The 18,753-nt window shown below is 72.1% G+C and carries 14 protein-coding genes; 7 read left to right on the forward strand and 7 right to left on the reverse strand.

Annotated features, from left to right (window positions below):
* Positions 1-4: 4 nt before the first annotated feature.
* A complete protein-coding gene (locus LB823_RS17195; RefSeq protein ID WP_224649203.1) occupies positions 5-1,351 on the reverse strand; it encodes a cation:dicarboxylate symporter family transporter in 1,347 nt (448 codons plus the stop codon).
* Positions 1,352-1,451: 100 nt separating this feature from the next.
* Between LB823_RS17195 and LB823_RS17200 the strand changes: the two genes are divergently transcribed.
* Entirely contained in the window at positions 1,452-3,005 is a 1,554-nt protein-coding gene (locus LB823_RS17200) for an ATP-binding protein (RefSeq protein WP_224649205.1), read from the forward strand.
* Positions 3,002-3,688 carry a response regulator gene (locus tag LB823_RS17205; protein ID WP_224649208.1) on the forward strand — a complete coding sequence of 229 codons (687 nt, stop codon included), beginning with the start codon at positions 3,002-3,004 and terminating at the stop codon, positions 3,686-3,688. Before LB823_RS17200 ends, LB823_RS17205 begins: the two co-directional genes overlap by 4 nt.
* On the opposite strand, the gene LB823_RS17210 is transcribed toward LB823_RS17205, so the two are convergent.
* The 5 genes from LB823_RS17210 to LB823_RS17230 all read right to left on the reverse strand — a co-directional run bounded on the left by LB823_RS17210 (position 3,689) and on the right by LB823_RS17230 (position 10,470).
* Entirely contained in the window at positions 3,689-5,230 is a 1,542-nt protein-coding gene (locus tag LB823_RS17210; protein ID WP_224649211.1) for an ABC transporter substrate-binding protein, read from the reverse strand. It lies immediately after the preceding gene.
* Positions 5,227-6,780, reverse strand: a complete 1,554-nt coding sequence (locus LB823_RS17215; protein WP_224649213.1) for an ABC transporter ATP-binding protein — start codon at positions 6,778-6,780, stop codon at positions 5,227-5,229. Before LB823_RS17215 ends, LB823_RS17210 begins: the two co-directional genes overlap by 4 nt.
* On the reverse strand, positions 6,777-7,568 hold the full coding sequence (locus LB823_RS17220) for an ABC transporter permease (RefSeq protein WP_224649215.1): 792 nt from the start codon (positions 7,566-7,568) through the stop codon (positions 6,777-6,779). Before LB823_RS17220 ends, LB823_RS17215 begins: the two co-directional genes overlap by 4 nt.
* The gene (locus LB823_RS17225) at positions 7,565-8,518 is read right to left on the reverse strand and encodes an ABC transporter permease (protein WP_224649217.1); all 954 of its coding nucleotides are present in this window, start codon (positions 8,516-8,518) and stop codon (positions 7,565-7,567) included. Before LB823_RS17225 ends, LB823_RS17220 begins: the two co-directional genes overlap by 4 nt.
* 74 nt (positions 8,519-8,592) lie before the next feature.
* Positions 8,593-10,470 (reverse strand): SDR family oxidoreductase, encoded by a 1,878-nt coding sequence (locus LB823_RS17230; RefSeq protein ID WP_224649219.1) that lies wholly within the window; start codon positions 10,468-10,470, stop codon positions 8,593-8,595.
* A 115-nt stretch (positions 10,471-10,585) separates the two neighbouring features.
* Here LB823_RS17230 and dinB point away from each other — a divergent pair, with 115 nt between their 5' ends.
* Together dinB and LB823_RS17240 are read left to right on the forward strand one after the other, a co-directional pair.
* Positions 10,586-11,797, forward strand: a complete 1,212-nt coding sequence (gene dinB / locus LB823_RS17235) for a DNA polymerase IV (protein ID WP_224649233.1) — start codon at positions 10,586-10,588, stop codon at positions 11,795-11,797.
* A 75-nt stretch (positions 11,798-11,872) separates the two neighbouring features.
* Entirely contained in the window at positions 11,873-14,083 is a 2,211-nt protein-coding gene (locus LB823_RS17240; protein ID WP_224649235.1) for a molybdopterin-dependent oxidoreductase, read from the forward strand.
* A 1-nt stretch (position 14,084) separates the two neighbouring features.
* Here LB823_RS17240 and LB823_RS17245 read toward each other — a convergent pair whose 3' ends face one another.
* The gene (locus LB823_RS17245) at positions 14,085-15,557 is read right to left on the reverse strand and encodes an amino acid permease (RefSeq protein WP_224649238.1); all 1,473 of its coding nucleotides are present in this window, start codon (positions 15,555-15,557) and stop codon (positions 14,085-14,087) included.
* A 192-nt stretch (positions 15,558-15,749) separates the two neighbouring features.
* On the opposite strand from LB823_RS17245, the gene LB823_RS17250 reads away from it, so the two are divergent.
* From LB823_RS17250 to LB823_RS17260, 3 genes are all read left to right on the forward strand, one after another.
* On the forward strand, positions 15,750-17,219 hold the full coding sequence (locus tag LB823_RS17250) for an MFS transporter (protein ID WP_224649240.1): 1,470 nt from the start codon (positions 15,750-15,752) through the stop codon (positions 17,217-17,219).
* A 9-nt stretch (positions 17,220-17,228) separates the two neighbouring features.
* The gene (locus LB823_RS17255) at positions 17,229-17,999 is read left to right on the forward strand and encodes an SDR family oxidoreductase (protein ID WP_224649242.1); all 771 of its coding nucleotides are present in this window, start codon (positions 17,229-17,231) and stop codon (positions 17,997-17,999) included.
* On the forward strand, positions 17,996-18,753 hold a 758-nt coding region (locus LB823_RS17260; protein ID WP_374201345.1), incomplete at its 3' end, for an alcohol dehydrogenase catalytic domain-containing protein. The genes LB823_RS17255 and LB823_RS17260, both read left to right, overlap by 4 nt.

The raw sequence follows: 18,753 nt of genomic DNA on the forward strand, positions 1-18,753 counted from the left end.
TGTGTCAGTGCGCGGCGGCGACCTTCGCGTCCGGGGCGGGCGGGGCCTCGGTGCCGTGGTCGTCGACCATCGTCGCCTCGTCGAACGGGTCCTGCTTGTCGAGCACGCGCTGGGTCTGCGCCAGGTCGACGGTGGACGTCCACTTGCCGATCAGCAGCGTGGCGATCGCATTGCCGGAGAAGTTGGTGAGCGCGCGGGCCTCCGACATGAACCGGTCGATGCCGACGATGACGCTGACGCCGCCGAGCAGCTCCGGGCGGTGGCTCTGCAGGCCGCCGGCCAGGGTCGCGAGGCCGGCGCCGGTGACGCCAGCGGCGCCCTTCGAGGCGATCATCATGAACAGCAGCAGCGAGAACTGCTCCGCGTAGCTCAGCGGCGAGCCCATCGCGTCGGCGATGAACAGCGAGGCCATGGTCAGGTAGATCGCGGTGCCGTCGAGGTTGAACGAGTAGCCGGTGGGCACCACGATGCCGACGGTGGTCTTCTCGACGCCCGCGTGCTCCATCTTGGCGATGAGCCGGGGCAGGGCCGACTCGCTCGACGACGTCGCGACGATGAGCAGGTACTCGCGGCCCAGGTAGCGGGCGAGCTTGAACACCGAGAGGCCCGTCACGAGGCGCAGCAGCGTCCCGAGCACCACGAAGACGAACAGCGCGCAGGTGATGTAGAAGGCGAGCATCAGCCAGCCGAGCTGGATGACGGCGTCGAAGCCCGTCGCCCCGACCACGGCCGCCATCGCCCCGAAGGCGCCCACGGGAGCGAGCCACAGCACCATCACGAGCACGCGGAAGACCAGCTTCTGCAGCACGCCGATCGCGCGCACCACTGGCTCGCCCGCGGGGCCCATGGCCTGCAGCGCGAAGCCCACCAGAAGCGCCACGAAGAGCGCCTGCAGCACGCTGCCGGCGGTGAGCGCCGAGAACAGCGTCTCGGGCACGATGCCCTGGATGAAGCCCCAGGTGCCGCCGGCGGCGTGCGCCTGGTCCGCGTACTTCGCGCCGACGGCCGGGTCGGCGTGGATGCCGAGGCCGGTGCCCGGCTTGAGCAGATTGCCGACGACGATGCCGATGCCGAGCGCGAAGGTCGACATGCCGATGAAGTAGCCGAGCGCGAGGCCGCCGATCTTGCCGACGCTGGCCGCGGCCCGCACGGAACCGATGCCGAGCACGATGGTGCAGAAGATCACCGGGCTGATCATCATCTTGATCAGGCTGACGAAGAGGTCGCCGAGGGGTTTGAGCCCCTTGCCGAACTCGGGGGCCACCAGGCCCACGATCACGCCGGCCACCACGGCGATGATCACCGCGATGTAGAGCCAGTGCGTCCGGTCGCGTTTTCCTTGAGCCGCCACGGCGTCCTCCTTGATCGATGGGCCTGAATCGGCCTGAATCGATACTGCGAGAAGTGTGACTTGCAGCACAGCTTGTGTTCATTGTGTAAACGTCTTCATCGTGAGGAACAGAACCCGCAGCGTCGCCGCCCAGTCCTTCCTGGCGCAGGTGGCGATCCTGCTGACGATCGCCGTGGGCGCGTCGTGGCTGGTCGTGACCCAGGCGCGGGACGACGGTGACCGCACCGCCCGGGCCCAGACCCGGGCCGCCGCGGTCGCGCTCGCGGCCTCCCCGTCGACGGTGGCGGCGCTCGCCGCACCCGATGGGGCGGCGATGATGCAACCCGTGGCGGAGAACGTCGGGGCGCTCGGCGGCCTCGATTTCGTCGTGGTGATGCGGCCCGACCGCACGCGCCTGAGCCACGCCGACCCCGAGCTGATCGGCGGGAAGTTCACCGGCACCATCGACCGGGCGCTCGCGGGCGAGACGTTCACGGAGACCTACGCGGGCAGCCTCGGCCCGTCGATCCGCACCGTCACGCCCGTCCACGACGCCTCCGGCGCGCTGGTGGGGCTGGTCTCCGCCGGGGTGACCCGGGCCCGGCTCGGGGACCAGGTGCGCGACGCGCTGCCCCGCATCCTCGCGGTCGTCCTTGGCGCGCTGCTCGTGCTGGTGGCGCTCTCCGCGGTCGCGCAGCGGCGGCTGCGCCGCCAGACCCTCGGCCTCTCCGCGCACGACCTGCGCGGGCTCTACGAGCACCACGACGCGGTGCTGCACACGCTCTCCGAGGGCCTGCTCGTCTTCGACGCCGACGCGCCCGACGGCCCCGCGCGCGTGGTCAACGACGAGGCGCGCCGCCTCCTCGAGCTGCCGGACGGCGACGTCGAACAGGACGACCTGCCGGCGTCACTGCGGGGCGCCGCCGACCTCGACGACGAGCTGCACGTGACCGGCAACCGCGTGCTCCTGGTGAATCGCCGACCCGTCACCGGCCCGACCGGCCCGATCGGCACCGTCCTGACGGTCCGCGACCGCACCGAACTGCAAACGGTCCTCGGCGAACTCGACACGGCCCGCTCCCTCGCCGACGCGCTGAGCGCCCAGGCGCACGAGCACGCCAACCGGCTGCACTCCGTGGTGACCATGATCGAGCTCGGCGAGGACGAGGCGGCGGCGGATCTGGCCGTGGCCGATCGGTCCGCCTCCCAGGAGCTCATCGACCGGCTCGCGGGCGATCCGGCCCCGTCGGCGGTCGCGCTGCTCGTGGCGAAGACGGCCGCGGCGTCGGCGCTCGACGTCGAGCTCACCGTGGCGGAGGGCACCGACCTCGCCCGCGCGCCGCTCCCCGACGCGCAGCTGCTCACCCTCCTCGGCAACCTCGTGGACAACGCGGTCGACGCCGCCGGACCGGGTGGCTGGGTGGAACTCTCGGCGGCCAGCCCCGGCGGTGCGTGGGAGCTGCGGGTCGCCGACAGCGGCCCCGGCATGTCCGCCGACGAGTTCGCCCTCGCCCGGACACGCGGCTACTCGACCAAGGACCGCAGCGGCCGCCTGCACGGCGGCGGGCTCGGCCTCGCCCTGGTCGATCAGGTGGTGCGGCAGGCGGGTGGCACGATCGAGGCGGAGCGCGCGCCGTCGACGGTGACGGTGCGCCTACCGGAGGGAGAGCGATGACGATCCGAGTGCTGGTGGTCGACGACGAGCCTCAGATCGCCCGCGCGCACGCCGAATACGTCCGGCGCATGGACGGTTTCGAGGTTGCCGGGGTCGCCGGCACGGCCGCCGCCGCGCTCGGCGAGGTCCGGCGGTCCGCCGTCGCCGGCCCGCCGGTCGACCTCGTGCTCGCCGATGTGGGGCTGCCGGATCGCAGCGGCCTCGACCTCGCGGCGGACCTCGCCTCCGTCCGGCCGCGGCCCGACGTCATGGTGATCACCTCGGCCCGCGACATGGAGACCGTCCGGGGCGCGATGGCGAGCGGCGCGATCCTCTACCTGATCAAGCCGTTCACCTTCGCCGCCTTCGCGGACCGGCTGCGCCGCTACCTCTCCTTCCGGGACGCGCTGGGCGGCGGCGACGTGGGCCAGCGGGAGGTGGACGCCGCCTTCGCCGCGCTGCGCGAGGCGCCCGCGGCGACGACGGCTCCGAAGGGGCTGGCACCGTCGACTCTGGAGGCCGTGACGGGCGCGCTGCGCCACGCCGACGAACCGCTCGGCGCCGCCGACGTGGCCGCCCGCACGGGAATGTCGCGCGTGACCGCCTGGCGCTACCTCGAGCGCCTCGCGGACGACCGGTTGTGCGAGCGGGTCACCGAGTACGGCGGGCGCGGACGCCCCGAGGTGCGCTACCGCTGGCTGTGATCAGCGGATCGTGACGCCGTGCAGGTCGATGTACTTGTAGAGGTTCCAGTCCAGGCCCTTGACCCGTGCGGGTGAGACGTAGGTGGCGGGCGAGACCACGAGGTCGATGACGAACTGCTGATCGAGCAGGTAGTCCGTGTACTCCCGCAGCACCGCCGGCCGGCCCGGCCCCTCCTCCGCCAGACGCGCGACGAGGCCCGTGTACTCGGGCGCGGAGAACCCCGACAGGTTGCCCTTCGGCTTGAAGGGCGCGGCGCCGCTCGCCAGGGTCAGCGGGTCGGACTGGCCGAAGCCGTGCGGGCCCACCCACAATTCGTGCTTCCCGGACTTGAGGAAGGGCGAGAAGGCGGCCTGCTCCCGGGGATCCAGGTCGACGGTGACCCCGACCTCCGCCAGGTCGTTCTGCACGATCGCCGCGATCGCCGGTGCCGCGGCCAATCCGGTCGGGTAGCTCAGGGCCAGGCGTCGGGGACCGCCGGCCGCAGCGAGCAGCGCGCGGGCCCGCTCATGATCCTTCCGGTAGTGGGACGCGGCCGCACCGTCGTACCCGGGCGAGCTCGCGGCCCACGGCGCCGAGCTCGGCAGGGCCGCGCCCGCGAACACCTCCGCGGCGATCCGGTCCCGGTCGACGGCGTACGAGATCGCCTGCCGCACCTGCTTGTCCGCCAGGGCGGGCGCGGCGACGTTGGCGCCCACGTAGTACGCGGCGTCGTGGACGTCACCGGTCGTGATCCGGTACAGCGACTGGTCCCGGAACTGCCGCAGCGCCCGCGGCGCGGCGTCGAGAACGAGATCGGACTGTCCCGCCCGGATCGACGTGAGGAGCGCACCGGCGTCGCGGACCACGCGCAGCGTCACGCCGTCGAGGCGAGCGGGCCCTCGCCAGTACCCGTCGAAGCGGCGGAAGCGGGCGCTCGCCGCCACCTCGCGGCCGTCGAACCGGAACGGCCCGGTGCCCACGAAGCTCGTCCCCGCACGCAGCTCCGCGGCCGATTCGGAATCGACGAGCAGCATGAACTCCAGCAGGTCGAAGACGTTCGGCACGGGGGCGGCGAACCGCAGGACGGCGGTGTACGGATCCGGGGTGGCGACCGCAGTCACCGCTTTCGCCGCCGACTGCAATTGGGAACCCGCGGCGTCGGATGCGTAGACCGACACGGCGTACGCGACGTCCTTCGACGTGAGCGGGCGACCGGTGTGGAAGCGGACGTCGTCCCGCAGGTGCAGGGTCAGGCTCCGGCCGTCGGGTGCGGCGTCCCATGACCGGGCCACCGCGGGGCGGGGTGTGCGCGTGCTCCGGTCGTACCGGATCAGGGTGTCCCACACCAGGAGGCCGATCGCCATCGTCGTGACCGACTGGCTGTAGATCGACTTCGGGTCGATGTCGGCCAACGAGCCGAGCACCAGTGTGCCGCCGGCGCCGCCGGGCGCGGCGTTCGCGTCCCGCGCCTGCTGGACGGCGGACGTGCACCCCGACAGCGCGCCCGCCGCGCCGATTCCCAACGCCCCCAGCAGAACCGATCGTCGCGTGACGCCGTTCATCGCCGCTCCTCCCGCCGCGCCCGTTGGACCTCCGGGTCGGGCACCGGCACCGCGGCCACGAGCTCCTGCGCGTACTCCGATCGAGGCGCCGCCAGCAGGGACCTCGCCGGTCCCTCCTCGACGACGCGGCCGTGCCGCAGCACCACCGCCCGATCCGCGACCTCGCCCACCACGGCGAGATCATGGGTGATGAACACCGCGGCGAAACCGAACTCCGCGTGCAGTTCCCGGAACAGGTCCAGGACGCCCGCCTGCACGGACACGTCCAGTGCACTGGTCGGCTCGTCCGCCACTACGAGGTCGGGCGAGCCCGCCAGGGCGCGCGCGAGGGCCACGCGCTGCCGCTGACCTCCGCTGAGTTCGGCGGGCCGCCGACGCAGCACGTCCGCCGGGAGCCGGACGGCGTCGATCAGGTCGGCGGCGCGTTCCCGCAGGATCCGGTTGTCGCGCTGACCGGCGATGTGCAGCGGCTCCACCACGATCCGGCCGACGTCCCAGCGCGGGTCGAGCGCGGCGTACGGGTCCTGGTGGACGAGCCCAAGTTTCGTCGCGCGCACGTCGACGAGGCCCGCATCGGCGCCCTGAAGGCCGACGAGGACGCGCCCCAGCGTCGTCTTCCCCGAGCCCGATTCGCCGACGAGCCCCACCACCTCACCGCGACCCACCGTGAGATCGACGCCGTCGAGCGCGGGCGCACCGTCGAACACCACGCGAAGTCCCTCGACACGCACGACCGGTTCCGGCGCCGGGGTGTCCCCCGCCTGCCCGGCCCCGGTGGGGAGACGAGGAACGGCGCCGAGCAGCTCCCGGGTGTACGCGGCCCGTGGGTGCGCGAAGATCTCGTCGACCGGCGCGGCCTCGACGGTCTCGCCCGCGCGGACGACGGTGACGGTGTCGGCGAGGTCGGCGACGACGCCCAGGTTGTGCGAGATGAGCAGGACCGCAAGGCCCTTCCGGTCGCGCAGGTCGCGGAGCAGCGCGAGGATCTGCGCCTGGACGGTGACGTCGAGCGCGGTCGTCGGCTCGTCGGCGATGAGGAGCGCGGGCTCGGCGGCGAGGGCGAGGGCGATGACCACGCGCTGCTTCTGCCCGCCGGAGAGCTGGTGCGGGTACCAGTCGGCGCGGACGTCGGGTTCGGGGATGCCGACGTCGGTAAGCAATTCGATCGCCCGGCGCCGACCGTCGGCGCGCCCCACCCGCCTGTGGGCGCGCAGGACCTGGAGGATCTGCCGCCAGATCCGCTGCGACGGATTGAGTGCCGACTGCGGTTCCTGGAAGACCAGTGCCGCGCGCGTCCCACGCAGTGGTCGCAGTTCGCGCTCGCTGCGCCCGATCACCTGCTCCCCACCGAGCTCGATGCTGCCCGTGGCGGAGAGCCCCGCGGGCAGGAGGCCGAGGATCGCGAGGCCCGTGAGCGTCTTGCCTGAACCGGACTCGCCGACCAGGGCCGTGACGGAGGCCGCCGAGACGGTCAGGTCGAGGCCGTCGACGAGTACCCGACCGTCGGGGCCGGTGACCGTGAGACCGGAGATGGTCAGCGGCGCGGTCATCGGCGGGCCCCCGCGAATCCTCGGGCGATGAGCAACAGGGCGAGCGAGAGGGCGACGATCGCGACCAGCGGCCCCCAGGCGTACGCGGCGTTGGCGTCCCAGTTGTTCACCGCTCCCGCCAGCACCGAGCCCAAGGACGGCGTCGGCGGGCGCACCCCGACCCCCACGAAGCTCAGCCCGGACTCGACGAAGACGCCGAGGGAGAGGGCGAGCGCCACCTGGACTGCGAGCGGCTCGAGCGCGTTGGGCAGCACGTGTTTGGCGAGGACGGTGCCCGGCGACGCGCCGGCGACCCGGGCCGCCTCGACGTAGGCGGTTCCCCGCAGACGCAGGATCTCGGCGCGGGTCAGCCGGAGGAAGACCGGTGCCTCGGCGACGGCGATCGCGAGCACGACGGTGACGATGCCCGGGCCCCGCAGCGCAGTGAGCAGGATCGCGAGGATCAGCGCGGGGAACGCCAGGACGACGTCGGAGGCGCGGGCGAGGACGGTGTCGATCGCCCGATGGGCGGTGCTCGCGACGCCCAGCCCGACGCCGATCAGCGCGGCGATCGGAACCGCGGTGAAGATCACGAGCAGACTGGTCCGGATCCCGTACAGCACGCGACTGAGGACGTCCCGGTTCAGATCGTCGGTGCCCAGCGGGTGGCCGGCTACCGGAGGCAGCAGGTTCGCTCCGGGGATCTGCCGGAGGGGATCCTCGGGCGCCAGCAGCGGTGCGGCGACGCCGAGAAGCCCGAGGAGAAGGAGCAGTGCGGCCCCGGCGAGCAGGGTGCGCGAGCGCGTCATGCCGGCCTCCGGGTGGGGTCGAGGAGGCGGTACGCGGCGTCGGTGAGCAGCGCGATGACGACGAACACGGTGACCGCGAGCAGAAGCACCGCCTGCACCACCGGATAGTCGCGCGCCGCGATGCCCTGCCCGAGGAGTTGCCCCAGACCGGGCCACGCGAAGATCGCCTCGACCAACACCGCCGAACCGAGCAGCTGGCCGGCCTGGATGCCGAACACCGTGACCACCGAGGGCAGCGCGTTGCGGGCCGCTCCCCGCAACAGGATCCGGCCCGCCGGAACGCCCGCGGCGCGCGCGGTCAGCACGTAGGGCCGTGCCCACTCGGTGCGGAGCGCCTCGGAGAAGAACCGGGTGAGGGTCGAGGCCACCGGGATCGCGAGGCAGACGGCGGGCAGCAGCAGGTACTGGAGCGTGATCCCCACGTCGTCGGTGTAGCCGCGCGGCGGCGTGCCGCCCGCGGGCAGCACCGGCCATACGACGGCGAAGAACTCGACGAGGAGGACGCCGGTCACGAAGGGCGGTACCGCGATCCCGATCACCTCGAACCCGGCGATCGCCGACCGCACCCACGTCCTGCGCGAGGCGACGGCGACGAACGACAGCGCCGCGGCGGCCACGACCGCGATCACCAGGGCCGTGAGCCCCAGGGCAGCGGTGTTGCGCAGGCCGTCGGCGAGGAGCGCGTCGATCCTGCCCCCGATGACGTAGGACCGACCGAGGTCACCCGTGAGCGCCCCGCCGAGCCACTGCAGGTACTGCACGACCAGCGGCCGGTCGAGGCCCAGCTCGTGGCGGAGCGCCTCCAGGGTCGCCGGCGACGCGTCCGCACCGGCGAGTGCCACCGCGGGATCACCCGGAACCGCGTGCAGCACCGAGAAGATGACGATGGACGCCAACAGCAGGGTCAGTACCGCGATACCGACACGCCGCACCACCGCCACCCATCCCACCGCTCCAGTGAACACCGGAGCCGTGTCGGGCGCGAGCGTTCGAGTCGAGCTGAGCGCAAACGCCCGCTCCGCACCTACGCCGACACGCCCTTCGCCGCGGCCGAGTCGCGCGTCGTGAGGTAGTCCTGGTGGAGCATCCGCCGGGTGATCCGCGGGGTGAAGGTGCGGCCCAGCGCGCCGACCACGCCGAGCGGCGTGTTCACCCGTGTGGGCCGCTCGCGCATGGCGCGGATGATGATCCGGGCCGCCTTCTCCGGGCTGATGACGTGCGCATCGTCGTAGGCCTCGGTAGGGGCGATCATCTCGGTCCGGACCAGTGGCATGTGGACGTTGGTGAAGGTGACGTGATCCGACAGGGTCTCGGTGGCCGCGATGTCGGTGAACGCGTCGAGGGCCGCCTTGCTCGCGACGTACGCCGAGAACCGCGGCCCCCGCGCGAGAACGCCGATGCTGGAGATGTTCACGACGTGGCCGAAGCCCCGCTCCCGCATGTGCGGGAGCAGCGCGAGGATCATCCGCACGGCGCCGAAGTAGTTCACGTCCATGGTGCGCTCGAAGTCGTGCATCCGGCCGGTGGAGGCCTTGACGGACCGCCGGATCGACCGGCCCGCGTTGTTGATCAGGTAGTCGACGTGGCCGTGGTCCGCGAGGACCCGGGCCACGGTCGCGTCGACGACGTCGCCGTCGGTCACGTCGCACACGTACGTGGCGGCCTCTCCGCCGCTCGCCCGCACCTGCTCCGCCGTGGCCTCGAGTTCGGCGGCGTTGCGCGCCAGCAGGATCACGCGCGCGCCCCGCTCGCCGAGCTCGATCGCCGTCTGCCGGCCGATGCCCGACGAGGCGCCGGTGATGACCACATGGCGCCCGGCGATCGGGTCGCGGCGGCGGAGCCGCGCGGGGTCGAGCTGCTCGCGCCAGTACTGGAAGAGCCGGGGCCCGTAGTCCTTCAGCGGCGGGACCTCGATCCCGGTGCCCTGCAGCGCCCGCTGCGTGGGCTGCGAGGTGTAGGTCGCCGTGAAGCCGAGGTTCTCGAAGGCCTTCGGCGGGATGCCTGCCTGCTTGAGGGCGGTGTCGCGCAGGACGCCCACCTTGCCCGCACCGCTCGCGCGCAGGGCGGGGTCCACCACGCGGCGCGGCACCCTGCCCACCGCGCGGGGCGCGCCCGCGGGCCGGGCGATGGCCCGGTACAGCTCCAGCACGCTCTGCGGTTCCGGGTTCACCAGGTGGTACGTCCGACCCGTTCCGTCCGGCCGGAGCAGGAGCTCGACCAGCGCCGCGGCGACGTAGTCGACCGGGACGACGTTCGTATCACCGGTGTCCGGCAACACCATCGGGATCATCGACGGGACGCGCCGCAGGGCGTCGAAGGTCGGGAAGAAGTAGTACGGCCCGTCGATCTTGTCCATCTCGCCGGTGCGCGAGTCCCCGACCACGATGGCGGGCCGGTAGACGCGCCAGCGCAGGTCCTCGGCCTCGCGCACCAGCTTCTCGGACTCGAACTTGGTGCGGTGGTACGGCGAGGGGAAGCCCTGCCCGAGGTCGAAGTCGTTCTCGCCGAAGCTTCCCCGGTAGTCCCCCGCGACGGCGACGGAGGAGACGTGATGCAGCTCGGCGCCGGCGCGGCGCGCCAGATCGATGACGGCGCGGGTGCCTTCGACGTTGACCCGGTCGTTCGCCTCCGCGCTCGCGCCCATGTCGTAGACCGCACCCAGGTGCAGGACGGCGTCGACGCCCTCGGGCTCCGCGGCGAGGCCCAGGCCGGGCGCGCCGAGGTCGCCGAGCAGCGGGCGGACGCGGTCCTCGCCCCATCGGGCGCGCCATTCGTCCAGCTTGGACGCGGAGGACGGGCGCACGAGCAGGTGCACCTCCGCCTCGGGCTCGCGCTCCAGCAGCAGGGGGACGATCCGGCGGCCCAGGAAACCGGTGGCGCCCGTGATCAGGTAGGTACTCATGTGCGACTCCTCGGGGAGGCTCTCAGCAACTGACTTTGAAGTAACCTTACTCAGAAGTCAGTTCTGCGCAATGTCGCCACGGTCACTTGTCGGACCCGGGCGCGATACTGCGGTCATGAGCATGGACGCGCGGGCCGAGGCGTCGATCCTGCATGCCGATCTCGACTCGTTCTACGCCTCGGTCGAGCAGCGCGATCACCCCTGGCTGCGGGGCCGGCCCGTGCTCGTCGGCTCGGGCGTCGTGCTGGCCGCCAGCTACGAGGCGAAGGCGAAGGGCGTCCGCTCCCCCATGCCGCACCGCGAGGCCCTCGCGCTCGCGCCGTTCGCGATCACCCAGCCGCCCCGGTTCGACGCGTACATGGAGGCCAGCCGCCGGGTCTTCGAGATCTTCCGGGACACCACGCCCGTGGTGGAGGGTCTGTCGGTCGACGAGGCCTTCCTGGACGTGGGCGGCCTCCGCGCCATCCGCGGCACCCCGGTGCAGATCGCCGCCCGCCTCCGGGATCGGGTGGCGAAGGAGGTCGGGCTGCCGATCACCGTCGGCGTCGCACGCAGCAAGTTCCTCGCCAAGGTGGCGAGCGCCGTCGGCAAGCCCGACGGTCTGCTCGAGGTCCCGCCCGGCACGGAGCTGCAGTTCCTGCACCCGCTCCCGGTTCGGCGGTTGTGGGGCGTGGGCCCGAAGACCGAGGCCCGGCTGCACGAGGTGGGGATCGCCACCGTCGGGCAGATCGCCGAGCTGGGCGAGCACCGCCTCGCCGCCTTCCTCGGGCGCGGCACCGCGCGACACCTGTACGCCCTCTCCATGGCGCACGACCCCCGCCGCGTCGACACCGGCCGGCGCCGGAAATCCATCGGCGCGCAACGCGCCCTCGGCCGCCGGACGAAGTCGGAGGCCGAGATCGAGGGCACGGCCCTGGCGATCGTGGATCGCCTCGGCGAGCGACTCCGGGCCGCCGGGCGCGTCACGCGCACCGTCGAACTGAGGCTGCGGTTCGACGACTTCTCCTCCGTCACCCGCTCCCGATCCCTGCGCGAGCCCACCGACGCGACCGAGGTCGTGCTCGCCACCGCGCGCGCCCTGCTCGACGAGGCGATGCCCCTGGTGCGCGATCGCGGGTGCACCCTGATCGGGCTCTCCCTGGCGAACCTGGAGAACCACGGCGCCGTCCAGCTCGCGCTGCCCTTCGACGGCGGCGAGCACGATGCGGACCTGGACCTGGCCATGGATTCGCTGCGCACCCGGTTCGGCCGGGCGGCGGTGACCCGCGGCTCGCTCCTGCACCGCCCGCTGGGCCCGGACGCGCCGATGCTCACCGAACAGGACTGAGAACGTTCATTCACATAATGGCACCGGAGGCGCGCCTTTGCGATTACCGTGGGCGGGGCAGACCGAGGAGGAGCCATGCCCGCCACCACCCGTCCCACCCACTGCTGCCTGTGCGAGGCGCACTGCGGGATCCTGGTCACCGTCGACGAGGACCAGCAGGTCACACGCGTCACCGGCGACCCCGACGACGTGCTGTCGAAGGGGTACATCTGCCCGAAGGCGACCGCGATGGGCGGGCTGCACCACGATCCCGACCGGCTGCGCACGCCGATGCGCCGCGTGGGCGAGACGTTCGAGCCGGTGGACTGGGACGAGGCCTTCGACGAGATCGGCCGGCGACTGCGCGCGATCCGCAAGGAGCACGGCTTCCGCGCCCTGTCGATGTACCTGGGCAACCCGGCGGCCCACAACACCAGCGTCGCCAACGGGCTGACGCTCCGGGTGGCGCTGGCGACGCCGAACTTCTACACCGCCTCGTCGATCGATCAGTATCCGCACGAGTTCACCGCGTGGCGCATGTTCGGCTCCAATGCGCTGGTGCCCGTGGTCGATATCGACCACAGCGATCGCCTGGTGATCGTCGGCGCGAACCCCGCGGTCTCCAACGGCTCGCTGTCGACGATGCCCGGCGCGCCCCGGCGGATCAAGGCGATCCGCGAGCGGGGCGGGAAGGTCGTCGTGATCGACCCCCGCCGCACCGAGACCGCGAAGCTGGCCGACCAGCACGTGGCGGTGGAACCGGGCGGCGACGTCTACCTGCTGATGGGGATGCTGCACGTCCTGTTCACCGAGAACCTGTGCGACGACGCCTTCCTCGCCCGCTCGGCCCGCGGTCTCGATGCACTCCGCGACCTCGTCGCCGACGCGACCCCCGCCGCCATGGCGCCGCTCGCCGGGGTCCCCGCGGAGACGATCACCGAGCTGGCGCGCGAGCACGCGGCCGCGCGGTCGGCGGCGATCTACTGCCGGATCGGCATCTGCCAGCAGCAGACCGGAACGCTGGTCACGTGGCTGATCTCCGCGATCAACATCGTCACCGGGAACCTGGACCGGCCCGGCGGCATGATGTTCCCGACCCCGCCGGTCGACATCCCGCGGCTCGCCAGGTTCATCCCCGTGGCCTACGGCCGGTGGACCGACCGGTCGGGTCGCTATCCCTCGTTCCGCAGCGAGCTCCCCATCGCCGCCCTCACCGACGAGCTCACCACACCCGGCCGGGGCCGGATCCGCGCGATGGTCACCTACGCCGGCAACCCCGTCTCGTCGGTACCGAACCGCGGTCGCATGGACGCCGCGCTCGCGGGCCTGGACCTGATGGTCTCCGTCGACATCTACCTCACCGAGACCACGCGGCACGCCGACTTCGTCCTGCCCCCGATCTCGCACCTGGAACGGGGCGGTTTCAACCTCCTGGTCTCGGCGTTCAGCGTGCGGAACAACGCGCGGTACACCCACCAGATCCTCGACAAGCCCGCCGACGGCTTCGACGACTGGCAGATCCTCAACCGCCTGATCCTCGAGGTGCTACCGATACCGGCCCGGCGCCTCCTGAGCCGCCCCCTGCGCCGCCTGACGGACCTGTTCACGCCCGAGCGGATGCTGGTCCTGCCGATCGCCCTCGGCCCGTACGGGGTGCTCCGCCGCGGGCGGCGCGGCCTCACGCTCAAGCGGATGCGCGAGAGCGTCGGCGGCATCGACCTCGGCGCCCTCGAGCCCCGGTTGCGCGAGGTGATCGCCACCCGCGGGCGCCGGATCGAGTTGGCACCGGCATCGTTCCTCGAGGAGGCCCGCCGGATCCTTCCGGACGCCCTCGCGGGCCGGTCTCACACGACGGCGAGCGACGGATACGACCTCAAGCTGATCGGCCGCCGCCGCCAGCGCAGCAACAACTCGTGGCTGCACAACGTGCCCACGATGGTCACCGGATCGAACCGATGCACGGTGCTGATGCACCCCGCGGATGCGGAACGCCTGGGCATCGCGGCGGAACAGGACGTCACCGTCGCCTCGACGACCGGGACCATCGACGTGGCGCTGGAGATCTCCGACGAGATCCGTCAGGGCACGATCGCCATCCCCCACGGATGGGGCCACGGCGGGACCGGCTGGCGCGTCGCGGACGAGCTCGCGGGCCAGAACGTGAACCTGCTGCACGATCCCGCGCGCGTGGACCGGCTCTCGGGCAACTCCGCGGTCAACGACACCTGGGTCCGGGTCACCCCCGTCGGCGCCCCCGCCGTACGCACCGCACCAACGGCCGAGTCCCGCACGGCGACCCGCGCCTGACTCAGCCCCGCGCGGCCCGCCACTGCGCGGCGGCCTTCTTCTCCTCCTCGACGCGAGCGGCGAAGGCCCGTCGCGCGGCGAGGTGCTCGGGGTTGCGGCGCAGCACGAGGTACGCGGCGCCGACGATGAGGAACCAGATCGGCGTCACGAGCATGGCCTGCAGCGTGTCGGTCTCGCGGGTGAAGGCCCACAGCAGGAACAGGAAGAAGGCGAAGATCACCCACGGCATGACGGTGCCGAGCGGCATCTTGAAGGCGCTCTCCGCGTGCGCCTGCGGGCGCCGCGAGCGGTACACCAGGTAGCTGACCAGGATGATCGTCCAGACGAACATGAAGCACAGCGACGAGACCGTGGTGACCACGGTGAAGCCTGCGGACTTGTCCAGGCCGAAGCCGAGCAGCACGACCGAGGACAGCATCATCACGCCCGTGAGGAAGAGCGCGTTCTGCGGCACCTTGCGCCCGGACAGCTTGGCGAAGACCTTCGGGGCGTCGCCCTCGGTGGCGAGGCCGTAGACCATGCGCGAGGTGGAGTAGATGCCCGAGTTCGCCGACGACATGGCCGACGTGAGCACGACGGCGTTGACCAGGTGCGCGGCGGCGCCCAGCCCGGCGAGGGTGAAGAGCATGACGAACGGGGACTCGTCCTTGCTGAACCGGTCCCACGGCACGACCGACATGAGGATCACCAGCGAACCGACGTAGAAGAGCAGGATGCGGATCGGGATGGCGTTGATCGCGCGGGGCAGGTTCTTCTCGGGGTTCTTCGTCTCGGCGGCCGCGGTGCCCACGAGCTCGATGCCGACGAAGGCGAAGACGGCGATCTGGAAGCCGGCCACGAAGCCCATGAAGCCCTGCGGGAAGACGCCGCCGTGCTCCCAGAGGTTGGCGAGCGAGGCGCGGGCGCCGTCGTGCTCGAAGCCGGTGATGATGAGCACTGCGCCGACGACGATGAGCGCCACGATCGCGACGATCTTGATCATGGCGAACCAGAACTCGGTCTCGCCGAAGGCGCGGACCGTCGGCAGGTTGAGGCCGATGAGCAGCACGATCACGACGACCGCCGGGATCCACGGCGGAATGTCCTTCGCCCAGAACGTGATGTAGACGGACGCGATGACGACCACGTCGGCGACGGCGGTGACCACCCAGCAGAACCAGTAGGTCCAGCCGGTGAAGTGCGCCGCCCACGGGCCGAGGATGTCGCCGGCGAAGTCCGAGAAGTTGCGGTACCCGGTGCGGCTGAGCAGCAGCTCGCCCATCGCGCGCATGACGAAGTACAGCATGAAGCCGATCACCATGTACACGACGATCACCGACGGCCCGGCCACCGAGATGGTCTTGCCGGAGCCCATGAACAGGCCGGTGCCGATGGCGCCGCCGATCGCGATGAGCTGGATGTGGCGGTTACTCAGGGCTCGGGTGAGCTGCTCACCCTCCTCCGGGTCCGACGGTGCCGCGGGCGAGGTGGTCATGCTTCGGGACACTAATCGATCCCGGTGAGTCGCAGTTCACTCGGGAGGCGCGACGGGGGCTCCCCGGCCGATCCCGCGGCGCACCGTCGACCTCGATTTCGTTCAGCTGGTTGTACACCGTTCGATCTAGTGTTAGCTTCGAGGCATCGGATGTGACGCCGGTCACGAGCCGATGGTTCGAAGGAGACGCTGTTGTCGACCACCACCACCTCGCCCGAGCAGGACCCCGAGTACGCCGCCAACCTCAAGCGCGCGACCCTGGCCTCCAGCATCGGCAGCGCCCTCGAGTACTTCGACTTCGCGCTGTACGGCCTCTCCACGGCCCTGATCTTCAACGTGCTGTTCTTCCCGCAGGGCGATCCGGCGATGGCGACGGTGGCGGCCTTCGCGACGTTCGGCGTCGGCTTCGCCGCCCGCCCCTTCGGCGGCCTGTTCTTCGGCCGCCTCGGCGACAAGGTCGGCCGCAAGGCGGTGCTGGTCATCACGATCATGCTGATGGGCGGCGCCTCCACCCTGATCGGCCTGCTGCCCACCTACGAGTCGATCGGCATCTGGGCGCCCATCATGCTGGTCACGCTGCGCCTCCTCCAGGGCTTCGGCGCCGGCGCCGAGCAGGCGGGGTCGACGGTGCTCATGGCCGAGTACGCGCCGGTGAAACGCCGCGGCTTCTTCTCGGCGCTGCCGTTCATCGGCATCCAGGCCGGCACGCTGCTCGCCGCGCTGGTCTTCACGCTGATCAGTCAGTTGCCCGAGGAGGCGATGCTGAGCTGGGGCTGGCGCGTGCCCTTCCTCTCCTCGTTCCTGCTCATCCTGCTGGCCGTGGTCATCCGGATGAAGCTGCAGGAGACGCCGACCTTCGTCGAGCTGGAGAAGCACGAGCAGGTGGCTGACAAGCCCGTCCGCGAGCTGTTCAAGCACGGCTTCCCCGGCGTCCTCGTGGGCATCGGCCTGCGCATGGCGGAGAACGGCGGCTCGTACATGTTCCAGGCGCTGGCCCTGTCCTTCTTCGTCACCGTCACCGGACCAGGCGCCGACAAGGGCGTGCTCACCTGGGGCGTCACGATCGGCTCGCTCATCGGAGTCTTCTCCGTCCCGTTCACCGGGCACCTCTCCGACCGGTTCGGCCGCCGCATCGTCTACCGGGCCGGGGCCCTGTTCCTGCTCGTCTACGCGCTGCCCGCCTGGTGGGCGCTGACGCTGCACAACCACGCGATCGCCGTCGCGGTCATCGCGATCGGCATCGGCGTGGGCGTGAACTCCATGCTCGGCCCGCAGTGCGCGCTCATCCCCGAGATGTTCGGCGCGCGGCACCGCTACCTGGGCGTCGCCATGGCGCGGGAGATCTCCGCGGTCCTCGCCGGCGGCGTGGCGGGCGTGCTCGGCGCCTACCTGATCAAGGTCACCGACGGGAACTGGCTCGTCCTCGGCCTCTACATGGTGGCGCTGTGCACCATCACCACCGCGAGCACCTTCCTGGTGCCCGAGACGGTGGGCCGCGACCTCACCCGCACCGACGACGCCGTGAAGATCTCGGACGCCGAGGCCGGCCCGGGCTACGCGGTGCCCGGTACCGCCGCGCTGAGCACCCTCGACTTCCCCTCCCCCGCCGCGGTCTCCGCCCCGTCGGCGCCGATTTCGTCCGCCGCTCCGGCCGCGCACTGAAAGGCCCCCATGCCCAGCGACACCTCCGCCTTCGCCCTGACCGGCCGCACCGCCCTCGTCACCGGCAGCACCCGCGGCATCGGCCGCCGCCTCGCCGAGGGCCTCTCCGCGGCCGGCGCCACCGTGATCGTGCACGGCCGTGACCCGGAGGCGGCCCGTCGGGCGGCCGGGGAGATCACGACGGGGAATCCCGTGTACTCCAGCGCCTTCGACGTGACCGACGAGGCCGCGGTCGACGCGGCGATCGGCGCGATCGAGGCCGAGCACGGCACCCCGGACGTCCTGGTCAACAACGCGGGCATGCAGATCCGGCACCCGCTGACCGAGTTCCCCGTCGCCGACTGGAACGCCCTGGTGTCGACCAACCTCACCAGCGCCTTCCTCCTCGCCAAGCGGGTCGCGCCGGGCATGATCGCGCGCGGCAGCGGCCGCATCGTCAACGTCGGCTCGGTGCAGTCGCAGCTGGCGCGGCCGAACATCACGCCGTACGCGGCGACCAAGGGCGGCATCGTCATGCTGACCAAGGGGCTGTGCGCCGAGCTCGCGCCGCACGGCGTCACCGCCAACGCGATCGCCCCCGGGTACTTCGCCACCGAGCTGACGCAGGCCCTCGTCGACGACGCGGAGTTCTCCGCGTGGGTGGCCGGCCGCACCCCGGCCGCGCGGTGGGGCGACGTCGCGGACCTCGTGGGCCCGTTGGTCTTCCTCGCCTCCGAGGCGTCCGCGTTCGTCAACGGGCAGGTCCTGTACGTCGACGGCGGCATGACGGCCGTCGTATGAAGGAGAGCACTGTGAACCTGGGTGTCGTCGCGCACGCGGCCGAGGACCTGCGGGTGGAGGCGCTCCCCGAGCCGGTGCCCGCCGGCGACGAGGCCGTGATCGCGATCTCGTACGGCGGGGTCTGCGGCTCCGACCTGCACTACTGGCTGCACGGTGCCGCCGGGGCCTCGATCCTGCGCGCCCCGATGGTGCTCGGGCACGAGGTGGTCGGCACCGTCGAGCGGGCGGCGGCGGACGGGTCCGGGCCCGCGGCGGGGACGCCCGTCGCCGTGCATCCAGGTACGCCGCACGGGGTCGACGGGGTGCCGTACCCGCCCGAGCGCCCGAACCTCGCGCCCGCGTCCACGTATCTCGGCTCGGCCGCGCACGTCCCGCACTGCGACGGGGCCTTCGCCCGCCGGGTGGCGCTCCCGGCGCGGATGCTGCGCGTCCTGCCCGCCGGGATCGACCCGCGGGACGCCGCGCTCATCGAGCCGGCCGCGGTCGCCTGGCACGGCGTGGAGCGGGCCGGGGACGTCGCGGGCAAGCGGGTCGCGGTGATCGGCGCCGGCCCGATCGGGCTGCTCGCCGTCGCCGTCGCGCTGCACCACGGCGCCGCCGAGGTGGTGGCCACCGACATCGCGGCCGAGCCGCGGGAGCGCGCGCTGGCGCTGGGCGCCGCGACGGTTCTCGACGCCCGCGAGTCCGCTGCGATCGCGGCGCTGCACGCCGACGTGGTGATCGAATCCTCCGGCACGGTGCCGGGCCTGCACGC

The sequence above is a fragment of the Tsukamurella sp. M9C genome (genome assembly GCF_020169415.1).
Classification (GTDB): Bacteria; Actinomycetota; Actinomycetes; order Mycobacteriales; family Mycobacteriaceae; genus Tsukamurella.